This window comes from Gimesia sp. (assembly GCF_048262075.1).
Lineage (GTDB): Bacteria > Planctomycetota > Planctomycetia > Planctomycetales > Planctomycetaceae > Gimesia.
Window position 1 is genome coordinate 430236 of the sequence record NZ_JBLXFK010000004.1, and the last position, 18949, is coordinate 449184.

Here is an 18949-nt window from a genome sequence, read left to right on the forward strand (position 1 = left end):
TTACAAGCTAAGAGTATTTCCAATGATCGAAAATACTCTTAGCTTTTTTTACGTACCGGACACAAAGCCAGGCTGATCTGCAGTGTGAATGATAAGTGAATCAAGTCATGAACCGATCCTATGTTGTTGTTAAGTTGTAGCGGAAAGGATTCTAGCGCAGCATGTCAACGAAGAAGCCCTTTAATTTCAGTCACGCCATGTATCATTTGTGCCGTGACATTTCGCGTCGGTTACCTGAATTTCATCACGTCGACATGGACCGCATCGCGGTTGCCTTTGCCCAGGCCCGTCGCAATGTGCCTTACGGAATGCAGGCGAAATTAACGCCGCTCCGATTCGAGAACGGCGATCTGCAAACGACCCGTTACGGACGCAAATGGACAGTGCAGCGGATCTACCAGGATCAACAGGAGATGTTGTATATCCTGACGTTTTACCTGCCCCGCTTTTTGAATCATTCCCTCGAGGAAAAGCTGATCACCGTAGTGCATGAGCTGTACCATATCAGCCCCGCCTTCGACGGCGATATCCGCCGCCTGGAAGGGCACTACCATGTGCACTCCCACAGCCAGAAAGAATACGACGCCCACATGGCGGTGATGGTAAAACAGTACCTGAAACTGAACCCGCCGCCTGAGCTCTATGCGTTTCTCAAATGCCGCTTCTCCACACTGCAGAAAAAACATGGCGGCGTCGTAGGCTTGCAGATCCCGATTCCCAAGTTGATCCCCGTGGATGAGACGCGGATTGCGTAATTAAACTGACTCGTCTGTTGGGAACTGACAAGTCCAGTTTTACTGTAGCGTCTCCAGATCCACTTGGACCGAGTATATTAGATTGACAGACGCTATGGTTAAATGTGATGCGCTCTAGCGAACTGCACGATGAGGGTGATGCCACCATGCAGGCTCAGGAACCGGCTTTGATTATTGTCTGTGAGTCTGTAGATGTTAAGCGATTCTTTTGAGCTGGTGTGAGTACCGCCGAAGGCCTGGTTCAGATCCGGATTGGCGGACTTGTATTCCCATTCGAAGGTTTCGACTGACTCAACCTCGGCACTGAAATCTTCTTCTGAACCACGCACATGACTGGTGAAACCGTCCAGGGACTGCAGGACTTGCGTGAGATCGGTGCGAGTGACGATTCTGCCTTCAGGAGTATCGAGCGAAATCGGCATGCCGCATTCGCGACCCTATTCCAGGAGCTGTTGTGTGACAGGCGTGATGATGTAATCGATACTCATATGGTCTCCCCCCGGCTGCCAAGCCTGGTGTCTCATTTTAGAGCAATCAATCTGAATATTGTAACAGCACTGGAAGAGCGGGTTCAAATTGAGTGATCCGCGGACACGCGGACTCTGACGTGTCTACGGTTTGCCTGCTGGTGAACTTATTGTGGTCTGATGTGTCCGTATAACGAAATGCTGCGACAACGGCACGATTCCGTCTGTTTTCTGGTTGAGGGGAGGTAAGGAGATGTCACGACTAACTTGTTTCCGCCGTCGCCTTCCGTATCGCAAGCAGGCCGGTGGTCTTCGCAAGCTGCGCCAACAGGCCGTTGAGTTTAAAACTACTCGGAATGCGCCCCGGGTTGAAGATTTCCTCGGGATTGATGAAGAGGATTGGCCTGAGGACTGGGAATACGACTACTACGATTCGACCTCCGCTTCGGATCGGTTCTATTATCAATTTCAGCTGGCATTGGAATCGCAGTGGAAGCGGCCTGTTGAGTTGCTGGTTCCTCGTTCGTCTGCTTCGCAGTCAGATTCAGTGCCTGATGAGAGTGAGATGAAGCTGGTGAGAACCGATCTGTCTCAGCTGGTTGAGAATCTGGAATCGCAAGCGAATGAGGTGGCACGTGCCGTGAGTCAGTGCAGGATCAGACAGGTAGCATCCCTGGTTCCAGAGACAGAGCTTCCTGTAGCGATTCGGCGCCTGGCTGTGCAACCGGTGGCGGACCAGGCTTCAGAATCATTGAACTGGCTTTCGCTGGTGGTCTTCTTCAAGCCGTTCTGGATCAGGTCGGCGGAGTCCTGGACAGGGCAGCGTAAGGAATCCCTTATCAATCACCTGTTTGTAAACTACCCGGTGCCTGAGTTTCTGATTGATGCCTGGGATAATTTACAGGAAGCGGCCGAGAGGCAGTTCAAGTGGCAGCGCTGGCTGATCATCCTGGGGCAGGGAGGGAGCTTGAGGCTGGTGCCGGGGAAGCCCTGGCGGAAAATGCAGCAGTATCTGTTTGAAGTTCCCTGGCACGAGGTGCCTGAGGTGCCTCGTACTCCTGTTCTGGCCTGCCTGTATGCAGAGGTACGCAGACTTGGCGGGGATGTGCAGATCTGGAAGTGGCTGGCGCTGCATCCGGCGTTTGCCATTGATCCGACCGAAGCCGGTGGCGAAAACCAGATGGCGTTCTGGTATGAAACAGTCAACTGGCTGATTCGTTACCGTGATCAGCTTTCGGCTGAGCTGAGTGAGCAAATCCTGGACTGGTCAATACACCAATTTCTCACCCAAGAGGCGCTGCACAGGCAATTCACCTGGAAAGGACGCACATTCGAGTCGATCTGCCAGTCAGCGCAGGAGTTTCGCAGGAGAATCATCTTTGAGGGGTATTATTCTCATTGTGCAGCAGTGAGATGGCGGGAGCATGGCTGGGACTGGAGTTGGTCGGAGGAGTGGAACCAATGGAAGGTGCGCGAACTGACTACCGGTGTGGAGTTGCAGTATGAAGGAAAAATGATGCGGCATTGTGTGGCGGGATATACAATTCGCTGTGCGAAAGGGACCTCAGCGATCTTCCGTCTGACGCGGAATGATCAACCCTGTTTGACGTTGGAGGTCGATCCACGAACGTGCGCGCTGGTGCAGGCGAGGGGGAAACAGAATCGGAGCGCCACGACAGAAGAACAACGGATTGTGGAACTATGGCTGATATATAAAGTGAAAAACGATATCAGCTTGATATCCTGAGTAGGTGGTATCTGACACTCATATGCAAATCCCCACTTAAGGCAGCATGCAACGTCTACCAGAGAGGACCATGGTCTGGCTTGTGCTGAAGATGCTGTCTTCGAAGAGCAGGAAGGAGACCATTGCCGCGAGTTCTACGAAGTTAACCATGCTGGGGAGACAGGGGGCTGCCATGATGTTGTTCTTCTCAATCTGGTTCCACAGCACTCAACTACGAACTGGAAGGTGCATAGTGATCCAGGAACATGTTTACCGTTGATTTCACGACGGCCTTCTTTTGTGGTGTGGTTAACGGGGGTTCTTTTCCAATGAGTGGCGGCCAGAATGCAAAGGACTGGATCAGACCAAGGAACTGCTTCGCTGCCAGAGTCGGGTCAGGCACTCGTAACAGCCCTGTTTCGTGTGTGGTCTTGAACCAGACTGCTAACTCCGCTTCGACCTGTGTTGTTTCAATCAGCATTTCGCTCGCCATTTCGGGCGACTGCAAAAATCGGGAAAGTGTGACGCGTGCCAGATCCTGAAATTCTGTGGAAGTCATCAGTTCCACCGCGGTTTTGCCAATCGCTGTCAGTTGAGTAGAAATCGATTTTTGCGGATCAAAGTCAAATTCTTTCATGATCTGGCAGCGAGACATGAGTTCAGCGACAATGGCGGCAAACAACTCTTCCTTGCTGGGAAAATGATTGTAAACCGTTCTTTTGGATACAGATGCGACTTCCGCGATCCGGTCCATACTGGTGTTGTCGTAGCCGTGACGCTTCCACTCTGAAACAGCAGCTTCGATAATCGCCGCGCGCTTCCGGTCGGTCAGTCTCATCTTATTCCCGGAGCTCTGATTCATAAAAAGTACACTTTGTGGTTTACTCTTCTCAAGATATAACTACACTACTCAGTGTAGTTTACTTGCGACTCAATTAAAAGACCATTTTGGGATCATGCATCCATGAACGTCTCCCGATCCATTCTCCTGTTTAGTATTGCCATCTTAGCAACGGCCTGTGAATCATCCAGTGAAATCGAACGAATACCGAAAGCCCCGCGGCCTGTTACGGTTTTTCTGCTGCAACAGTCAACGCCGACATCCCAGTCTCTGATGACTGGTTCAGTCGGTGCCTGGAAAACCGAGAAAATCGGTTTTGAAGTCGCGGGACGGGTGGAGCGTGTGCTGGAACCGGATACCGAAATCGAGGGGCGGGTGGTTGATCAGCAGAATGACAAAGTTCTGGTAAAGGGTACTGTGTTGGCCCGGTTGTACGATGAACAATATCGGATTGCCGTTGATCTGGCCCGGGCTGCCGTGGATGTTGCCATTCAGCGTAAAAAGGCAATGGAAGTAGAAATTGCGGATGGCATTCCCGCCCGCCTGGCTTCCGCGAAAGCGGAGCAGCAACTGGCAAAAGCCGATTCAGATCGGACCATCAGTCTGCTCAACAAAAAAGTCGCGACCCGTTCTGAGTACGATCGGGCAATGGCGGAACTGCAAACTGCAAACGCCGCGGTAGCGAACATTGAAGCGGAACTCAAAACAAAAAAAGCCGAGCTTCAATCGCAGGAAGCAGAAATTCAAAAAGCCCGTTTTCAACTGGCCGAAGCAGAACGGAATTTACGCGACACCGTGCTCTATTCTTCTTTCCGCGGGCAAGTCGCGCATGTGGAAGCAGTTCCCGGCAGTTACCTGGACGCGGGGGACCCGGCCTTAACGATTCAGATTATGGACCCGATCAAGGTGGAACTGGAACTTTCTGCCAGCATGTCCCGGAAATTCCGACGGGGCGATACCGTGCGGATTTACGCAGTTGATAGAAATGATCAAGAGACGAAACTCGAAGGTTACGTCTACATGTCCGAGCCGAATGCCGATGCAGAGACCAGAACATTTACGGTGACGTTACTGGTCAGAAATCGGAAGGCGCAACTGAAGATTCCCCCGGAGTACCAGTCAGAACAAATCGCCCGTACTAAAGATATCTGGCCGCTGAACTTCGCGCCGATCATCCATGACGGAAACATGCTGATGACGGAGGAGAACGCCATTCGCCACGACGCGGAAGGTGCGTTTCTCTGGAAGATTACCAATCGCAGGGCCAGTGACGTCTCATTGGATTCCGGGCGGATGTTGAATGTAAAAAAAATCCGTATCACCGCGGGAAACATGCGGATTCCGTTCATGGGAAACTGGAATTTCGTGCCGGTTACCGTTCAGCAAGGAGAAAAGATCGATCCGGAAAATGATCTGGTGGCCGGGGAATTAACGGTCAGTCAGGGAAAACCGGATCAGTGGGACGGCAAAACGATTCTCCTGGACGAATCCAGCTGGCTGCTCAGACCGGGTGATACCGTTCGTGTCAGCCTGCAGAATGAAGGGGGAAACGCCGGCCTTTATGTGCCGATGAAAGCCGTCCGCCATCATTCCGGTAAGACATCGATTTTCATTATTGATCCGGACTCGTCAGATCAGGCGATTGTCCGCGAGATCGAAGTGCTGTTGTCGGACAAAAGCGTTGCTTCATCCCAGGATACGATGTTGCGTCAGATCAGGCCGGCCCCCGGGTTTTCGCTGCCAGCACACGCACGGGTGATTCTGAAAGGGATGCCTTTTTTGAGAGCGGGCGAACCGGTCAATATTGTAAGTGAGAGCGAGGCGGTTCAATGAATTTGCTGCCCGAGTTTGCGATTCGCAATCGCACGATTGTTTTCACCATCGTCACCCTGATGGTGATCTGGGGGACCGTCTCCTTCCAGACGATGCCTCGTCGCGAAGACCCTGAGTTCACGATCATGACCTGTGTTGTTACCACGCGCTGGGCGGGAGTTTCTGCAGAACGTGTGGAAGAACTGATCACCGACCCACTGGAAGAGGTTCTGGATGGTATAGAAGAGGTGGATGTTCTGCGGTCCACATCCATCAATGGATTGTCGACGATTTTTGTCGACCTGTATGACAACGTGTCTCCTGACCGTGTGGATCAGGTGTGGGACCAGGTTCGGGCCCGCGTGCAAAATGTGGAGATGCCTGAAAAAAATATCACGCCGATTGTGACCGATGACTTTGGTGATACCAGCGTCATTCTGTTTGCGATCTACCAGACTCCGCTGCCCGGCGAAACAGAGATTGATCCTGCTCATGTCTACAGCGACCGGGACCTGGATCTCTTCTCGGAACAGGTACGCGATGCGCTGCGACTGTTAAATGGTATTGCCAAAGTCCAGCGTTTTGGTGTGCGTGAAGAAGCGATTTATGTTGAAACGGATGCGGGGACATGGTCTAAGCTGCGACTGACGACCACAGACCTGGAAGAGCTGATTTCATCCCGGAATATTATCGAAGCAGGAGGGTTGCTGGATACCGGCGATGGTCGTTTTTATGTGAAGCCGGGGGGGAAACTTGATGGTGTGAAAGAGATCAACACCATCGTGGCCGAAATGGCCAGCACGGATAAGGGGGCCAACCAGGTCTATTTAAATGACCTGGGTCTGAATGTCAGGCGGGCATACCAGGACCCTCCTGCCTTGATCTGCCGGTACTCCGATCCGGAAACATCACAGGCAGCGGTGATCGTAGCGGTAACCATGAAATCGGGCTCGAATATCATTGATATCTGTAGTGCGGCGAAAGACCGACTGTATGAACTTCAGAACGTAACCTGCGAACTTCCCCCCGACCTGGGGCTGGCCCCTGTTTCCGATCAGTCGGATAGTGTGAATGCGCGAATTCAGGATGTGGTCCTGAATGTGATCGAAGCGGTAGTGATTGTGATTGTGGTGGTCTATCTGGTCGTCGGGTTCCGCACGGCAGCGGTGATGGCTGCCAATATTCCGTTTGTCACACTCGTCTCGGTGGGCATTATTACTTTATTCGGAGTTCAACTGGAGCAGATGTCGCTGGCGTCGATTATTATATCGCTTGGTCTGCTGGTCGATAATGCTGTGCAGATTTGTGATCAGTCCCGTACGAACCAGATGGAAGGGATGAAACCGATTGCAGCCAGCGTCAGTGGGGCCCGGATGCTGGCCGCTCCCATGCTGAACGGGACGCTTACGACAATCGCGGCGTTCGTGCCGATGGTGATTTTCTTCGAGGGAGGCAACCGTGAGTTTATTTATAGTCTGCCGGTCACTCTTTCGGTCATGCTGGCAGTCAGTTGGGTACTGGCGATGACGTTTTGTGTGATCCTGGCTGCCATGTTTATTCGCCCCCCCGTCAACAGGGACGAACCCGACGCGCCACTGGTTCGTTGTTTTTACTGGTTCAAAAGTATTTTTCATCGGAAACAGAACCCCGGCGGGTTTTCGTGGAAATCGGAGAATAAACATTACATCAATCAGATCTATGGGGTTCTGGTTCAGCAGGCGATTCGGCACAAGTTTGTAACACTGGTTGTCTCGATCGGGCTGTTTTATCTGGGGTTGAAACTGCCTGTGAGTAGCGAGTTCTTTCCCCAAGGGGAGCGGGATCAGTTTGTTGTTGGCGTCTGGTTGCCTGAGAATGTCGGGATTGAACAGACGAATCAGGCAGCTTTGCAGGTGGAAGAGATGCTCCGGAAGTTGAGCCCCTTTACAGACGAAAACGGTAAAAAAGTCGAACGTTTGCGGGCCATGCGGACCCTGGTCGGCGGAGGGGGTTCGCGCTGGTATCTTTCCTGGGAACCGGAGCCGCGGAAAGCCAATTATGCGGAAATTCTGATTCGTACAACCGATCCCAAACTGACTCACGACTATGCAGAACGCGTCCGCAAAGTGGCGCTGCAGGGGGATGCGGAACTGGGGATTACACCACTGCCCGGGCTGCGTGTTGTCCCAATGGAGATGATGCTGGGACCACCGGCTGCACCGGTTGCACTGCGGATAACCGGTGATGGTTTTGCGGATATGCAGAAACTGCGCGACGTCGCCAATCAGGTAACAGAGCTGATTCGTGAGCAGCCCGATACCTGGAATACTCACGATTCCTGGGGGGCCGATGCTTACCAGTTGCAGGTCAACGTGGAGGAAGACCTTGCCAGTCTGGCTGGCGTGACCAATTCACAGATCGCATCGACTTTGAATGCCTATTTCTCGGGGCGGCAACTGACAATGTTCCGCGAAGGTGATTATTCGGTCCCCGTTTATTTCCGCCTGATTCCCGATGGGAGAAAGTCGGTTTCGGCGATCGAAACCGCTTTTATCGAGGGAAGAAACGGCAAGGTTCCCCTGAAGTCGATCGCCTCGTTTGAGTATGGATGGGAGCCCGCGGTGATAGAACGTCGTGACCTGAACCGAACGATTGAAGTCAGTGCCCGAGTGGAGCCAGGGGCTTCTGGCAACGATGTGGTGAGCCGGGTCATGTCTTCAAAAAAGTTCCAGCAGATTGAAGAAAATCTCCCCAACGGTTTCCGAATTGAGATTGGTGGGGCGCTGGAAGAATCGATGCAGGCGGGAACGATGATGTTGCAGGCCTTCGGTATGTCGTTCATCGCCATCTTGCTGTTACTTGTCATCCAGTTCAACAGTATCAGCAAAGCCATCATGATCATCTTCACGCTGCCTTTGGCGCTGATTGGCGCGCTGCTGGGACTTTATCTGACTGACAATCCACTGGGATTCATGCCTCAACTGGGAATATTGTCGCTGTTCGGAATCGTATTGAATACTGCGATCATCTATATGGAATTTGCTGATTTTCAGATCGCGACCCGCTCTGCTGCGTGCGATGGCCAGGGACCGATAGGTGGTTTGACCCGCGACGAGTTCCGCGACTGCCTGGCTGAAGCCGGCAAGCAGCGGTTGCTCCCAATCTTTCTGACCACCGCAACGACTGTCGGAGGCCTGCTTCCCCTGGCATTAGCCGGCGGTCCATTGTGGATCGGCATGGCCTGGCTGATGATCGTGGGGCTACTGATGGCTACGCTGTTGACACTTTTCGTCATCCCAGCGCTCTACGCGGTCATTGTTGAAAATCTACATATCAGCCCGCTCAATACGCCGCTTACAGAATAATAAGTGATCCGGGAAGAAGGGAGTCTGTATGCTGAAGTCGTTTACTGAGCCACGCGGCTTGCAGGTAAAGCTGTCTTGTGAATCCAACGCGGCCGTCTTGATGAACGCAAAGCGTTCACAGTGCCAGGTAAGGAGTGCATGTCTCCGAAGAACGCTCATGCATTTTTCCTTAAGGCAGCATACAGCGGCCGCCGGAGAGGACCATGGTCTGGCCTGTGGTGAAGTTGCTTTCTTCGGAGAGCAGAAAAGAGACCATTGATGCGACTTCCTCGGGGGTACCCATCCGGGGAATGGGGGTGGCTTCGATGATCTTTTCCAGGTCTTCCTGGTTCACGCTGGAGAGGATCTCTGTTTCGATCAGCCCGGGGGCAATCGCATTCACGCGAATGTTGTCCCGGGCCCAGGCGGTGGCGATACTCTGGGTAAAGGAAATGACGCCGGCTTTACTGACCGCATACGCAATGGATTTGGGACGGGGCTGCAGACCGGAGAGGGAGCTCAGGTTGACAATCCTGCCGAACTGTCGTTTGAGCATGCTGGGTTTGACTCGCCAGGTGACCAGGAAGGTTCCGGTCAGATTGACATCCAGCATCTGCTGCCATGCCGAAAGGTCGAGCTCTTCATGTGTCTGATAGATGAAGGTGCCCGAGTTATTCACCAGCAGTTCGATTTCACCTAGTTGTGTTTCGACCTCGCTGACCATGCGGTCGACCTCGGCTTCGACGGAGACATCACTTTGCACAATCATGCCACTGCCTCCGAGGGCTTCGATCTGGCGGAGTGTTTCTTCGGCGTCTGTTTTTCCACTACGATAACTGACGGCGACGCGGGCTCCTTCCTGTGCCAGTCGCAGACAGCAGGCCCGGCCGATGCCGCGGGATCCGCCGGTGACTAATGCGACTCGGTTCTGGAAACGCTGGGGATTGAAGCTTGCTTCTGTCGACATGATGTGAAGTTCCGTATTGCTGTAGTAAAGAATGATCGCGGTGTCTTAGCGCAATTTGTAGTATTTTTTGGGCGCGATGAGCATCAGTACCTGGGGGCCGACGATGAGGAACATGATCAGCGAGCCGACGACCGCGGAACCGGCGACGATGGGCAGGGTGCTTTTTTTCAGGAGCATGGGGCCGATAAGGGAGCCGGCAATCAGGCCAATCAGAGGGGAAATCCAGAGCCACCAGTACGTGTAGATGGCGGGGACTTTCGTTCGGAGCCGTTTGCGATAGGTATCCAATGGCTCTTTTGTATCTTCCCAGTAAAAAGTATTTAAACCACGCGGTCCGCCACAGGAAGCACACACGGTGCCCAGGCAAAGCTTGAAGGGATTGCATAAGCCTTCGAAGTCAGCGCCGTTCACCTGGGTTCCCTGTTTGCATTTTTTGTGAATGTAGACACGCCCGACTTTCAGGCTATAAGGAGATTTCGCCATACTGAACTCGCTTTGAATAATCTATTGTGGTTGATAGTCAACGGGTTGGGGCGCGTCGCTGCCTTGACCCTGATTAAGCGTGCCTGCTGGAAATCTATTGTAAACAGAGATCTGTTTCATTGGCCAGTGTGCTGGCAGGGAAGCGAGGCGTTTTCTGAATTGAAACCGCGTATGAGTCACGCGCTCTGATCTTTGGATAAGTTATCACCGCGCATGCAAAAGCCGACGATTCTTTCACCCGGTTAGAATCATCGGCTTTGCTGGTGGGTAGACTTATAGATTCAGAATGTTGATATCAGTGCCGAAGCCCTTGTCTGAAGATTATTCAGATGGAGGACCGGCACAGCGGATCAGATGGTCGTGGTCGATGTAGACCACTTCTTTGGTCTGATCGGTGTTCGAGAATGGAACGGGCCAGTCTGAACGAATTGTTTTGTCGTAGTACACGGTGCACTTGTAGTGGCAGTGGTGCTGTCGAGCTGGTCCCACCATGGGATAGAACCGGCATTCGCCAATCCGGTCCACAATCGGTTCGACAACCATGCGGACATTGTTACGGGTGGTTTCTGCCAGGAACCAGACTCCGCCGCCGGTTTTGTCCGGCAGAGCACGAATGACTTCATCCGGGCTGGGAGGATCAAGACAGAACAGGGGAGCGTGTTCGCCTTCTACGGGATCGAGAATCATCGCTTTGTTATAGCGTTCTTCCTCCCAATAGGTGTCTTCGATTAGCTGTGACCAGTATGCAGTCACGGGAATCAGAGGAGTGGTACGCCAGAATACAGATCCGGCATAAGTCACTTCAATGAAGCCTTTGACCAGCGTACAGCCACTGGTGTTGAGTGTTAACAAGCAGGCACAGCCCAAAAGCAAAGCACGGCTGAATTGCTTCCCGATTTTGAACATCCTTCTTCCTCCGGGTGATTTTAACGTCGTCATGATATGAGGGATGACTTCGTTTTCAGTGTTAGTGAGCGAATTGCTCTGGTAAGGAGATGTCATGATCAGACGGTCGGCATCCTGCCTGTAAGTGTCGGAACATGATTCCATATTCTTCTTATCGGACGCTTTGTCCGATAACCTTGTGAGAATTTGACGATTTTGACGATTTAACGGATAAAATCTTCTTTACGCCCTGTGTGGTCAGTCTGCAGTCAGTCTGCCCATTTCTGAGGTATAAAAAATGCCTTCCAGGAAGTGATTTTCCTGAAAGGCATCTGTGTGCAGTCTATTTTAACACTGGCAGATTACCAGTTTTTAGGATTCATGAACCACCACCAGCGGCTTGTCCGAGGGCGGAAGTTTAATTTCCATGATCCGTCATCCCATTCCAGTTGAGCCTCTCTCCATCCCAGTGGTACCTGAGGATAGGGATAGAAAGGTCCGATGTAAGGGAAGGCACTGGCAGAGTACTCACTTGGGTAAGCTACTTGTGCATAGTTAGGGTAGTTTGCATAAGTTGGCCAGGCTGATTCTGGCAGGTGAGGACTGTTGTAAACATTGTTAGCCGGTCCCATACCTGGTTGAGGTCCCATGCCTGGATGGCCGCCCATTCCGGGAGGTGGTCCCATAGCTGGAGGTCCAGCAGGGCCAGGATGTGGAGCCTGGTAGTTCATGTAGTTCGTTGGCTGAATCATTGAAGTCTGCTGAGGAGCAGCCTGCATGAGCTGCAGGTTATTTTCTACAGCCCGGACTCCAGGAACTCGCTGAGCAATCTGGGTAGCCATCTGTTTCTCCTGGGGAGAACCAATAGCGCCCTGCAGGATTGCCGTCCCATTCTTGAAGCGAATTTCTACTTCATGGGCCGAAGCCAGGGCGGGCCCTAATGCTTTGGCAAGCTGTTCTGCCATCTGCTGGTTGCTGGGGGCAGCACTGCGAGGTGCAGGAGCCTGGTAAGCAACTGTTTCGATGTTAGAACGTCGATTTTCAACAGATTGTTCAAATTGAGCCTGTTTCAATGAGCCTTTCAAGAAAGGATCAGCGGCAGAAGTCTGAGTGATTTCATTCGTTCTGCGGAACGGGTTCAAGCTTGATTTCTGTGGTTCTGGTCCCCTGACGGGAGCAGAATTTGTAGCGACTTCAGTGACTTCCAGTCGATTGTCAACCTGAGAGACACCGTCGATGCGTGAGATCAATCTGGTGGCCTGAGCTTTTTGAGCTGCCGTTGGGATTTTACCCGAAAGGACGGCGACACCCTTATTATACTCGATTTCCATGTTGTAACCGGTTAACCGGGCTGATCTCAGAGCGTCAGCGATTTCATTCGCCACTTTCTGATTGTTAGTAACTTTGCCCGATACAGCGGTCGAACTAGACTGTTCAGATTTCTTCGAGAAGAAATCTAAGGGTCCGGCCATTGTGATACCGGGAGTCACCGCCATGATCCCCAGCGTCAAGACCCACTTACGATACCGTTTCATGAACAACTCCGTTCCCAATTGAGTTTTTATTTGTTTTCGTCCATTACATTCGAGCTATATCTATCGTCTGGTTTACACGGTGAGTCATTCCTGCTGCGCAAACGAAACAATGAGATTGCTATCCTGATTGATCGGTTATCTGGGTCCGGTTAAACAAGTTATTCTGATTATTTCGAAGAAATTGGTTAAATGTTCTTGGGATCTGAGGGATGAAAATTCCCTAAGTCTTATTTATATAATGATTTACAGTTAATAGTGCTTTAGAGAGTGATTTAAGGGCTTCCAGGGCGAAGAGAACGGTGATTTCCGAAGAGGTGTGGTCATAGGTATATATTCTATGTTGATGCAGTCAAAAATGGTTTCTGGCCGGTCAGAGTTTCTGCCGCGTTTGTCAGGGAATCAAGTGGTTTTTCTTAGCGGGATGTGTAAAAAAAAACATTCTTCAGTGATTGAGAACTTCTCTGCGCGTAGTCATTCCAGAAATGAAATGTTATGCTAGCACGCATCCAGGAAGCGATTTGCGCCGACAGTACCTCAGTTGTCCAAGTGAGAGGTGCTAGAGACGGTGTTTCCTGACTGGATTCCGGCTCAATGCCCAAGGGTGTTCCTATATCAACTAACTAATAGAGTTCTATTTAACCAAAGAATACACAATGGCTCGAAAGTCTCCCAGTCGTCTGGAAATGCGTCGTCAGGCGGAAGCTGCAGAAGCGGTATCAAAAACATCTCCTAAGAAAAAAGCCCCTAAGAAGAAGGCCACCCGTAAAAAGAAGGCCGCGAAGGCTGAAGCGCGTCGTCGCTTATTCTGGGGTGTCTTTACTGGCAGTATGAAAGAGGAATCGCGTTTTTCCTACGATCAGCGGGATGCTGCCGTCGAACGCATCGAACAGCTGCGCGCCAAAAACGCCAAGAAGCTCTACTTCATTCAACCGATCAAAGAGTCTCTGGACGGAGAAGTTGCAGCCACCAAAGTTCCCGTAGAAGATGCTGAGGAGATTGAGACAGAGGAAGTAGCTAAAGTTGAGGATGATGATGTCGAAGCCGTTGACGATGATGTCGAAGAAGTAGAAGAAATTGATGAAGTCGCAGACGATGACGAAGATCTGGAAGAGGATCTGGACTAAATTCCTGTTTTCAGACTCCCTGATCTCGTTCTACAATACCCCCACCATTCAAGTATGAATTGTGGGGTTTTTCTTTGGTATCTTAACTGAGTGAATCGATTCTTGTGCGATAAGGTTTCCGGAAAATGCAGGTGAAAAATTCTCGAAACGGGAAATGGCAGTTGGTCATTGGAACTTGCCAGCTAAGTCTGCTCTGTCTTTTAACTGCTTCCGCTGCCTGTTCGGAGAATCCGGCCTCTGAAGTCGAAGTTAAGACAAGAGTCAATGCATCCCAGCCTTTATCGAACGAAGACAGCTGGAAAGTATTCTATATCAACGACCAGCGGGTGGGGTTCAGTCATACTCGATACGAGGTGATCGAAGAAAAGGGTTCCCGGATTGTAGAGTTCCAGCAGGATACCCATATGGAATTGAAGCGATTCGGCAAACCACTGAGTGTGGAACTCCAGCTGAAGACCAGGGAAACCGCGAACGGTGCACTGCTGTCTTACGAGTTCGTTATCAAAAACCCACCGGCTGATCCCAAGATTTCCCAGGGGACCGTTGAAGGGGGAGAATTAAAGATTGATACGAGCGTCGCCAATCAGGTAAGGCAGTCACGATTGAAATGGAAGTCCACATATCATTCTCCGAGTTACTTAGAACGTGTTTTCAGAAAATCTCCCCTGAAGCCGGGAGAGACGCAGTCATTTTCGATTCTGCTGCCGGAACATAATCAGGTAACGGAAGTGACGTTGAGCGCAAAAGAGTATGAAACCATTGAACTGCCTGATGGTTCGTCTGATCAATGCCTGCATGTGGTGATGCAGAAGTCAGTGATGCCGGGAGTGAACTTTGATTTATACGTCAAGAACGGTGGTGCAATCATCAAAGAATCGGCTGATTTTCTGGGAGCCACCATGGTGGGCTTTCAAGCGACTGAAGCAGAGGCGTTGAGAAAAAAATCAGACAAGCAACTGGATTTCTCCGTACAGGGGCTGATTAAGACTGATGCTGTCAAGAACATGCATAATACAGACAAAGTTGTTTACCAGATTTCCCTGCCTGGTGGCGATCCTGCCAAACTGTTTCCGAGCAGCGATCTGCAACAGGTTAAGCGACGAAACGAGCATCAGGCTGAGGTGACAGTTTTCCGGGCAGCGGTGCCGAAAGAGTTTCCCGAAAGTAAAGTGAAGGCGGAGTATTTGAGTCCTTCCCAGTTTCTCCAGTCGGACGATCCACAAATCATAAAGTACGCCGCAACAGCCGTTCAGTCAGAAACCGATCCCTGGAAGCAGGCCAGGCTGCTTGAGAATTTTGTGTATCGTAACCTGAAGAAGAAGAATTTTTCGACGGCTCTGGCTTCAGCCTCCGAGGTGGCCCGGAATATGGAAGGGGATTGTACAGAACATGCGGTTTTGTTGGCAGCAATGTTACGGGCACAGAAACTGCCTTCACGAGTCGTCGTCGGTTTTGTCTATATTCCTGCTCTTTCCAGCTTTGTCGGGCATATGTGGGTGGAAGTCTTTCTGGACCAACGCTGGATTCCCCTGGATGCAACCCTGGGGAAAGGGGGCATCGGTGGAGGCCATCTGAAAATGTCAGCTTCCAGTCTTACCGAGACGGCACCTGCTCCGCTGGAGATCTTTCTGCCTATCCTGCAGTCGGTGGGTAAGCTGTCTATCAAAGTTCTGGACTTTAGCCCCCCCGCTGCTCCCTGATCTACCGGGTTTCCGCTTCCCCGAAGCGTGCCACAGGTGTTCTCGGCCTTGTAAGTCTTACATTTCAGAGGACTCTTTTGCGGTTTTCTCATTGCAATAATTGCAAACATGCTGAGGCTGAAAAAAAACTTCAAAAAGCGGCTGATTCAAAATGCCTGTATTTGTAGTGTTTAAGAGTCAGTTCCCCAAAACCGGTATCGCTTCCAATCTGATTGGCACAATTGCTGCTATATACTAGCTTCGGGTAAAGAGAGAGACCCAAAGAGTTTTGAAGAGTTGAGAGACTTCAAGATTCAAGAGAGAAGAGAGAGACAATCCCACCGACCCGTGGAGGCGGGTCTGCCCACCCTGGGCCACTCCAAAACATCATCCCCATCTTAGAGCCGAGAGAATTCCCGTATTCTCTCGGCCCTTTCTATTTCCAGACCCTGGTATTTTCAGTGAGTCGTCTCTTCTTTATCAACAGCGCCTGCAGAAGCGACATCAAAGCAGATTCATAAGATAACTTACTGCGAATCAATTCTGATCGGGCAGTGCAGGGAGTTCCCATTCTTCGTCTTCTTCATTTTCGCGCAGCGCATTAAAGGCGGCTCTTTGTTCGGCTTCTTTTTTGGTAGAACCCCAGGCGGGTTCATATTTGTGCTCACCAATAATCGCGGTTACTTTGAAGAACTTGGAATGATCCGGGCCTTTTTCGTCCAGAACTTCGTAAATGGGGGTCTGGGAAAATTTCTTTTGAGAGTATTGCTGCAACAGGCTTTTGTAGTTGTAGCCATGTACTGAGCGAGAGGCTTTTGAATTTTCACGTTCGATGAGCGGGTCGAGGAATTGATGTACGGGTTCAACTCCGCCATCCAGGTAGATCCCGGCGATGAGCGCTTCGAACATGCCTGCCAGCAGAGATTCAGGCAGGTTTTCTGTCATCGCAAGTCCTTTGCCGACAAAGATAAAGCGGTCGAGACCTTTTTCCCGCGCCAGCCGCGTACAGGTATTCCGACTGACGACCGCAGATTTGATGCGTGTCAGTTCACCTTCGGGGGCATTGGGAAATTGATCAAACAGTTTTTCGCAGACGATTGAGCCGAGGATCGCATCACCCAGGAATTCCAGGCGTTCGTTGGAATCCATACGGGTTTTGGCAGCAGAAGTATGGGTCAGGCAGGATTTCAACAGCTCACAGTCAGCAAAGCGGTATCCCAGGTTTTGTTGACACTGCTCAAGCAGTTGATCGATCTCCGCGGGGCTGAGATCGTATTGCATACACGCCTCCCCTGATCTTTATTTCTTCGAAATATCAAAAGGTCAATCGAAAAATTCTGAAAAAATGGCCCGCGGAGAATTAATGAATGACCTTCGCTAAGTATAGAAAGATATTAACATTAGCATCGATTTGAAAACATCAAAAAAAGTCTGTTTAATGGAAATGGTCGAAAAATATTCAGGTTTAGAGGGTAAACCTTCCCGGAATCATGTCCGGAAATGGGGGGATGAGTCGCAAAATTCCTCTTTTTTTTCAAGCATTCCCAACACATCTACAGGCGATTCTCGTAGTAAGAGCAGACCAGCCGCTCAGAAATGAGCAAAAGTTCAACGATGTGCACACTTCAGGATCCTGTTTTTCCTAATTCGGAAACGTGGGGTTTCCGCCAGTCTTTTCCAGCAGAGTTATTTTAAAAGAGTCATATTGGGGAGTTGAGTCACGTTTCCTGATTAGTATTAATTCCATAAATAGAGATGGCTTGTGTCATAACTGAAAGCCAAACACTGTAGGAGGGTAAATTTAATGAAAGCGTTAACAGGAAATCGAAACTGGATGTTCGCTATTATCGCTAGCGCATGTCTGGTAGGCGCAGCGGTCGGAGTCGCTCAGAAAGACAAGACAGCCGATCCACCAACAGCTGCGAATATTCATGAGTTATCGAATGTATTTCGTGAAGTCAGTCGTCGGGCGATGCCTGCGATTGTTTCTATTGAGACCGTGAGCAAGACCTCTGAAGTCTCAGGTCAGAGAGTTATGCCGTTTGGTGACAATTCACCGTTTCAGGATCTCTTCGAAAATGATCCCCGGTTTAAAGAGATGTTCAAGCAGTTCCAGAATCAGAATCAGCCACGACGGGCGCCCCGTCGGATGGGAACAGGTTCCGGATTCATTATCAATAAGAGCGGCCTGATCATGACCAACTCGCATGTTGTGAATGGTGCCGACGTCGTTAAGGTCACTTTAAATGATGGTCGTGAATTCACAGCCAGTGATATTCGTACCGATCCCCGTTCCGACGTTGCTGTGATTCATATTGATGCACCCGACCTGCAGGCGATTCCCCTGGGAGACAGTTCCAAAATGGAAATTGGCGACTGGGTCCTGGCGATTGGTAACCCCTTCGGAATTGGTATGAGTGTGACGAACGGTATCATCAGTGCGAAAAGCCGTGGTCCCGGAATTAACGACCGTGAAGATTATCTACAGACGGATGCAGCGATCAACCCTGGTAACAGTGGTGGTCCCCTGTTGAACCTGCGTGGTGAAGTGATCGGTATTAACACAGCGATTTCCAGCCGCAGTGGCGGATATGATGGTGTGGGATTTGCAATTCCTGTTAACATGGCTCGCTGGGTCTCCGGTCAGTTGATTGATAACGGAAAAGTAGAACGTGCCTTCCTGGGAGTCGGCATTCAGCCGATCAGCAACGACCTGTCGAAATCGTTCGACATCAAAGTTGGTCAGGGTGCCATCATCACCCAGGTGATGGAAGATTCTCCTGCAGCCGCTGCTGACTTACAGACGGGTGATATCATCCTGAAGCTGGCAGGCAAGGACGTTTCCGGTCCTCGTAATCTGCAGGGAATTGTAGAACAGCTGGTTGTGGGTAAGACGTACGTCATGGAAATCTTAAGAGACGGTAAGCACGTCAACAAAGATCTGGTCATGAAAGCCATGCCCAACAGTTTCTCTGTCGCCAAGGATGAAAAGCCTCTGAAAGGTTCCAGCAAAGAGAAACAGCGAAGCAGTGTGAATGAACTGAAACTCGAGGTTCAGCCTTTAACCGAAGAACTGGCGAATCAGCTGGGATATTCCAACGACGTGACAGGAGTCGTGATTACTTCTGTCGAGCCGGGAAGTGCTGCTGAAGAAGCTGGTCTGACGAAAGGGATGATCATCGAAAAGATCGGGACAACTGAAGTCTCTACCATGGATCAATTCAACCAGGGATTGAAAGAAGCAAAAGGCAAAGGCAGTGTGCTGCTGCTGGTGAGAAATCACAGTGGTGCCCGCTTTGTTGTGGTCCAGAAGTAGATTTCAGGATTGTGTACTCTCCTGAAAGGGGTATCT

15 protein-coding genes are annotated in these 18949 nt (G+C 50.8%); 7 read left to right on the plus strand and 8 right to left on the minus strand.

The window, feature by feature from the left end:
• Positions 1-161: 161 nt before the first annotated feature.
• Positions 162-755, plus strand: coding sequence for a putative metallopeptidase (locus ACN0YH_RS11505; RefSeq protein WP_417379702.1), 594 nt, complete (start codon positions 162-164; stop codon positions 753-755).
• Positions 756-853: 98 nt separating this feature from the next.
• Here ACN0YH_RS11505 and ACN0YH_RS11510 read toward each other — a convergent pair whose 3' ends face one another.
• Positions 854-1177 (minus strand): hypothetical protein, encoded by a 324-nt coding sequence (locus tag ACN0YH_RS11510; RefSeq protein WP_417379703.1) that lies wholly within the window; start codon positions 1175-1177, stop codon positions 854-856.
• Positions 1178-1475: 298 nt separating this feature from the next.
• Here ACN0YH_RS11510 and ACN0YH_RS11515 point away from each other — a divergent pair, with 298 nt between their 5' ends.
• Positions 1476-2969, plus strand: a complete 1494-nt coding sequence (locus ACN0YH_RS11515; protein ID WP_417379704.1) for a PcfJ domain-containing protein — start codon at positions 1476-1478, stop codon at positions 2967-2969.
• A 36-nt stretch (positions 2970-3005) separates the two neighbouring features.
• On the opposite strand, the gene ACN0YH_RS11520 is transcribed toward ACN0YH_RS11515, so the two are convergent.
• Positions 3006-3143, minus strand: coding sequence for a hypothetical protein (locus ACN0YH_RS11520; RefSeq protein ID WP_417379705.1), 138 nt, complete (start codon positions 3141-3143; stop codon positions 3006-3008).
• Positions 3144-3180: 37 nt separating this feature from the next.
• Entirely contained in the window at positions 3181-3786 is a 606-nt protein-coding gene (locus ACN0YH_RS11525) for a TetR/AcrR family transcriptional regulator (protein WP_417379706.1), read from the minus strand.
• 126 nt (positions 3787-3912) lie between these two features.
• Between ACN0YH_RS11525 and ACN0YH_RS11530 the strand changes: the two genes are divergently transcribed.
• The gene (locus ACN0YH_RS11530) at positions 3913-5622 is read left to right on the plus strand and encodes an efflux RND transporter periplasmic adaptor subunit (RefSeq protein WP_417379707.1); all 1710 of its coding nucleotides are present in this window, start codon (positions 3913-3915) and stop codon (positions 5620-5622) included.
• The gene (locus tag ACN0YH_RS11535) at positions 5619-8945 is read left to right on the plus strand and encodes an efflux RND transporter permease subunit (protein WP_417379708.1); all 3327 of its coding nucleotides are present in this window, start codon (positions 5619-5621) and stop codon (positions 8943-8945) included. The genes ACN0YH_RS11530 and ACN0YH_RS11535 overlap by 4 nt, the downstream gene beginning before the upstream one ends.
• A gap of 169 nt (positions 8946-9114) precedes the next feature.
• On the opposite strand, the gene ACN0YH_RS11540 is transcribed toward ACN0YH_RS11535, so the two are convergent.
• The 4 genes from ACN0YH_RS11540 to ACN0YH_RS11555 all read right to left on the minus strand — a co-directional run bounded on the left by ACN0YH_RS11540 (position 9115) and on the right by ACN0YH_RS11555 (position 12794).
• Positions 9115-9891 (minus strand): SDR family NAD(P)-dependent oxidoreductase, encoded by a 777-nt coding sequence (locus ACN0YH_RS11540; RefSeq protein WP_417379709.1) that lies wholly within the window; start codon positions 9889-9891, stop codon positions 9115-9117.
• Between the two features lie 45 nt (positions 9892-9936).
• A complete protein-coding gene (locus ACN0YH_RS11545) occupies positions 9937-10374 on the minus strand; it encodes a hypothetical protein (RefSeq protein ID WP_417379710.1) in 438 nt (145 codons plus the stop codon).
• Between the two features lie 321 nt (positions 10375-10695).
• Positions 10696-11424 (minus strand): hypothetical protein, encoded by a 729-nt coding sequence (locus ACN0YH_RS11550; protein ID WP_417379711.1) that lies wholly within the window; start codon positions 11422-11424, stop codon positions 10696-10698.
• A 197-nt stretch (positions 11425-11621) separates the two neighbouring features.
• The gene (locus ACN0YH_RS11555) at positions 11622-12794 is read right to left on the minus strand and encodes a BON domain-containing protein (RefSeq protein ID WP_417379712.1); all 1173 of its coding nucleotides are present in this window, start codon (positions 12792-12794) and stop codon (positions 11622-11624) included.
• A 653-nt stretch (positions 12795-13447) separates the two neighbouring features.
• Between ACN0YH_RS11555 and ACN0YH_RS11560 the strand changes: the two genes are divergently transcribed.
• Together ACN0YH_RS11560 and ACN0YH_RS11565 are read left to right on the plus strand one after the other, a co-directional pair.
• Positions 13448-13918: a hypothetical protein gene (locus tag ACN0YH_RS11560; protein WP_417379713.1), complete on the plus strand. Its 471-nt coding sequence runs from the start codon at positions 13448-13450 to the stop codon at positions 13916-13918.
• Positions 13919-14049: 131 nt separating this feature from the next.
• Positions 14050-15618, plus strand: a complete 1569-nt coding sequence (locus ACN0YH_RS11565) for a transglutaminase-like domain-containing protein (protein WP_417379714.1) — start codon at positions 14050-14052, stop codon at positions 15616-15618.
• A 516-nt stretch (positions 15619-16134) separates the two neighbouring features.
• Here ACN0YH_RS11565 and rnc read toward each other — a convergent pair.
• Positions 16135-16878, minus strand: a complete 744-nt coding sequence (gene rnc, locus ACN0YH_RS11570; protein ID WP_417379715.1) for a ribonuclease III — start codon at positions 16876-16878, stop codon at positions 16135-16137.
• A gap of 523 nt (positions 16879-17401) precedes the next feature.
• Here rnc and ACN0YH_RS11575 point away from each other — a divergent pair.
• Entirely contained in the window at positions 17402-18913 is a 1512-nt protein-coding gene (locus tag ACN0YH_RS11575; RefSeq protein ID WP_417379716.1) for a Do family serine endopeptidase, read from the plus strand.
• Positions 18914-18949: the final 36 nt, after the last annotated feature.

Coding starts and splice junctions, on each gene's coding strand:
- ACN0YH_RS11505 (WP_417379702.1), top strand. CDS start 162: ATGTCAACGAAGAAGCCCTTTAATTTCAGTCACGCCATGTATCATTTG.
- ACN0YH_RS11510 (WP_417379703.1), bottom strand. CDS start 1,177: ATGCCGATTTCGCTCGATACTCCTGAAGGCAGAATCGTCACTCGCACC.
- ACN0YH_RS11515 (WP_417379704.1), top strand. CDS start 1,476: ATGTCACGACTAACTTGTTTCCGCCGTCGCCTTCCGTATCGCAAGCAG.
- ACN0YH_RS11520 (WP_417379705.1), bottom strand. CDS start 3,143: ATGGCAGCCCCCTGTCTCCCCAGCATGGTTAACTTCGTAGAACTCGCG.
- ACN0YH_RS11525 (WP_417379706.1), bottom strand. CDS start 3,786: ATGAGACTGACCGACCGGAAGCGCGCGGCGATTATCGAAGCTGCTGTT.
- ACN0YH_RS11530 (WP_417379707.1), top strand. CDS start 3,913: ATGAACGTCTCCCGATCCATTCTCCTGTTTAGTATTGCCATCTTAGCA.
- ACN0YH_RS11535 (WP_417379708.1), top strand. CDS start 5,619: ATGAATTTGCTGCCCGAGTTTGCGATTCGCAATCGCACGATTGTTTTC.
- ACN0YH_RS11540 (WP_417379709.1), bottom strand. CDS start 9,891: ATGTCGACAGAAGCAAGCTTCAATCCCCAGCGTTTCCAGAACCGAGTC.
- ACN0YH_RS11545 (WP_417379710.1), bottom strand. CDS start 10,374: ATGGCGAAATCTCCTTATAGCCTGAAAGTCGGGCGTGTCTACATTCAC.
- ACN0YH_RS11550 (WP_417379711.1), bottom strand. CDS start 11,424: ATGGAATCATGTTCCGACACTTACAGGCAGGATGCCGACCGTCTGATC.
- ACN0YH_RS11555 (WP_417379712.1), bottom strand. CDS start 12,794: ATGAAACGGTATCGTAAGTGGGTCTTGACGCTGGGGATCATGGCGGTG.
- ACN0YH_RS11560 (WP_417379713.1), top strand. CDS start 13,448: ATGGCTCGAAAGTCTCCCAGTCGTCTGGAAATGCGTCGTCAGGCGGAA.
- rnc (WP_417379715.1), bottom strand. CDS start 16,878: ATGCAATACGATCTCAGCCCCGCGGAGATCGATCAACTGCTTGAGCAG.
- ACN0YH_RS11575 (WP_417379716.1), top strand. CDS start 17,402: ATGAAAGCGTTAACAGGAAATCGAAACTGGATGTTCGCTATTATCGCT.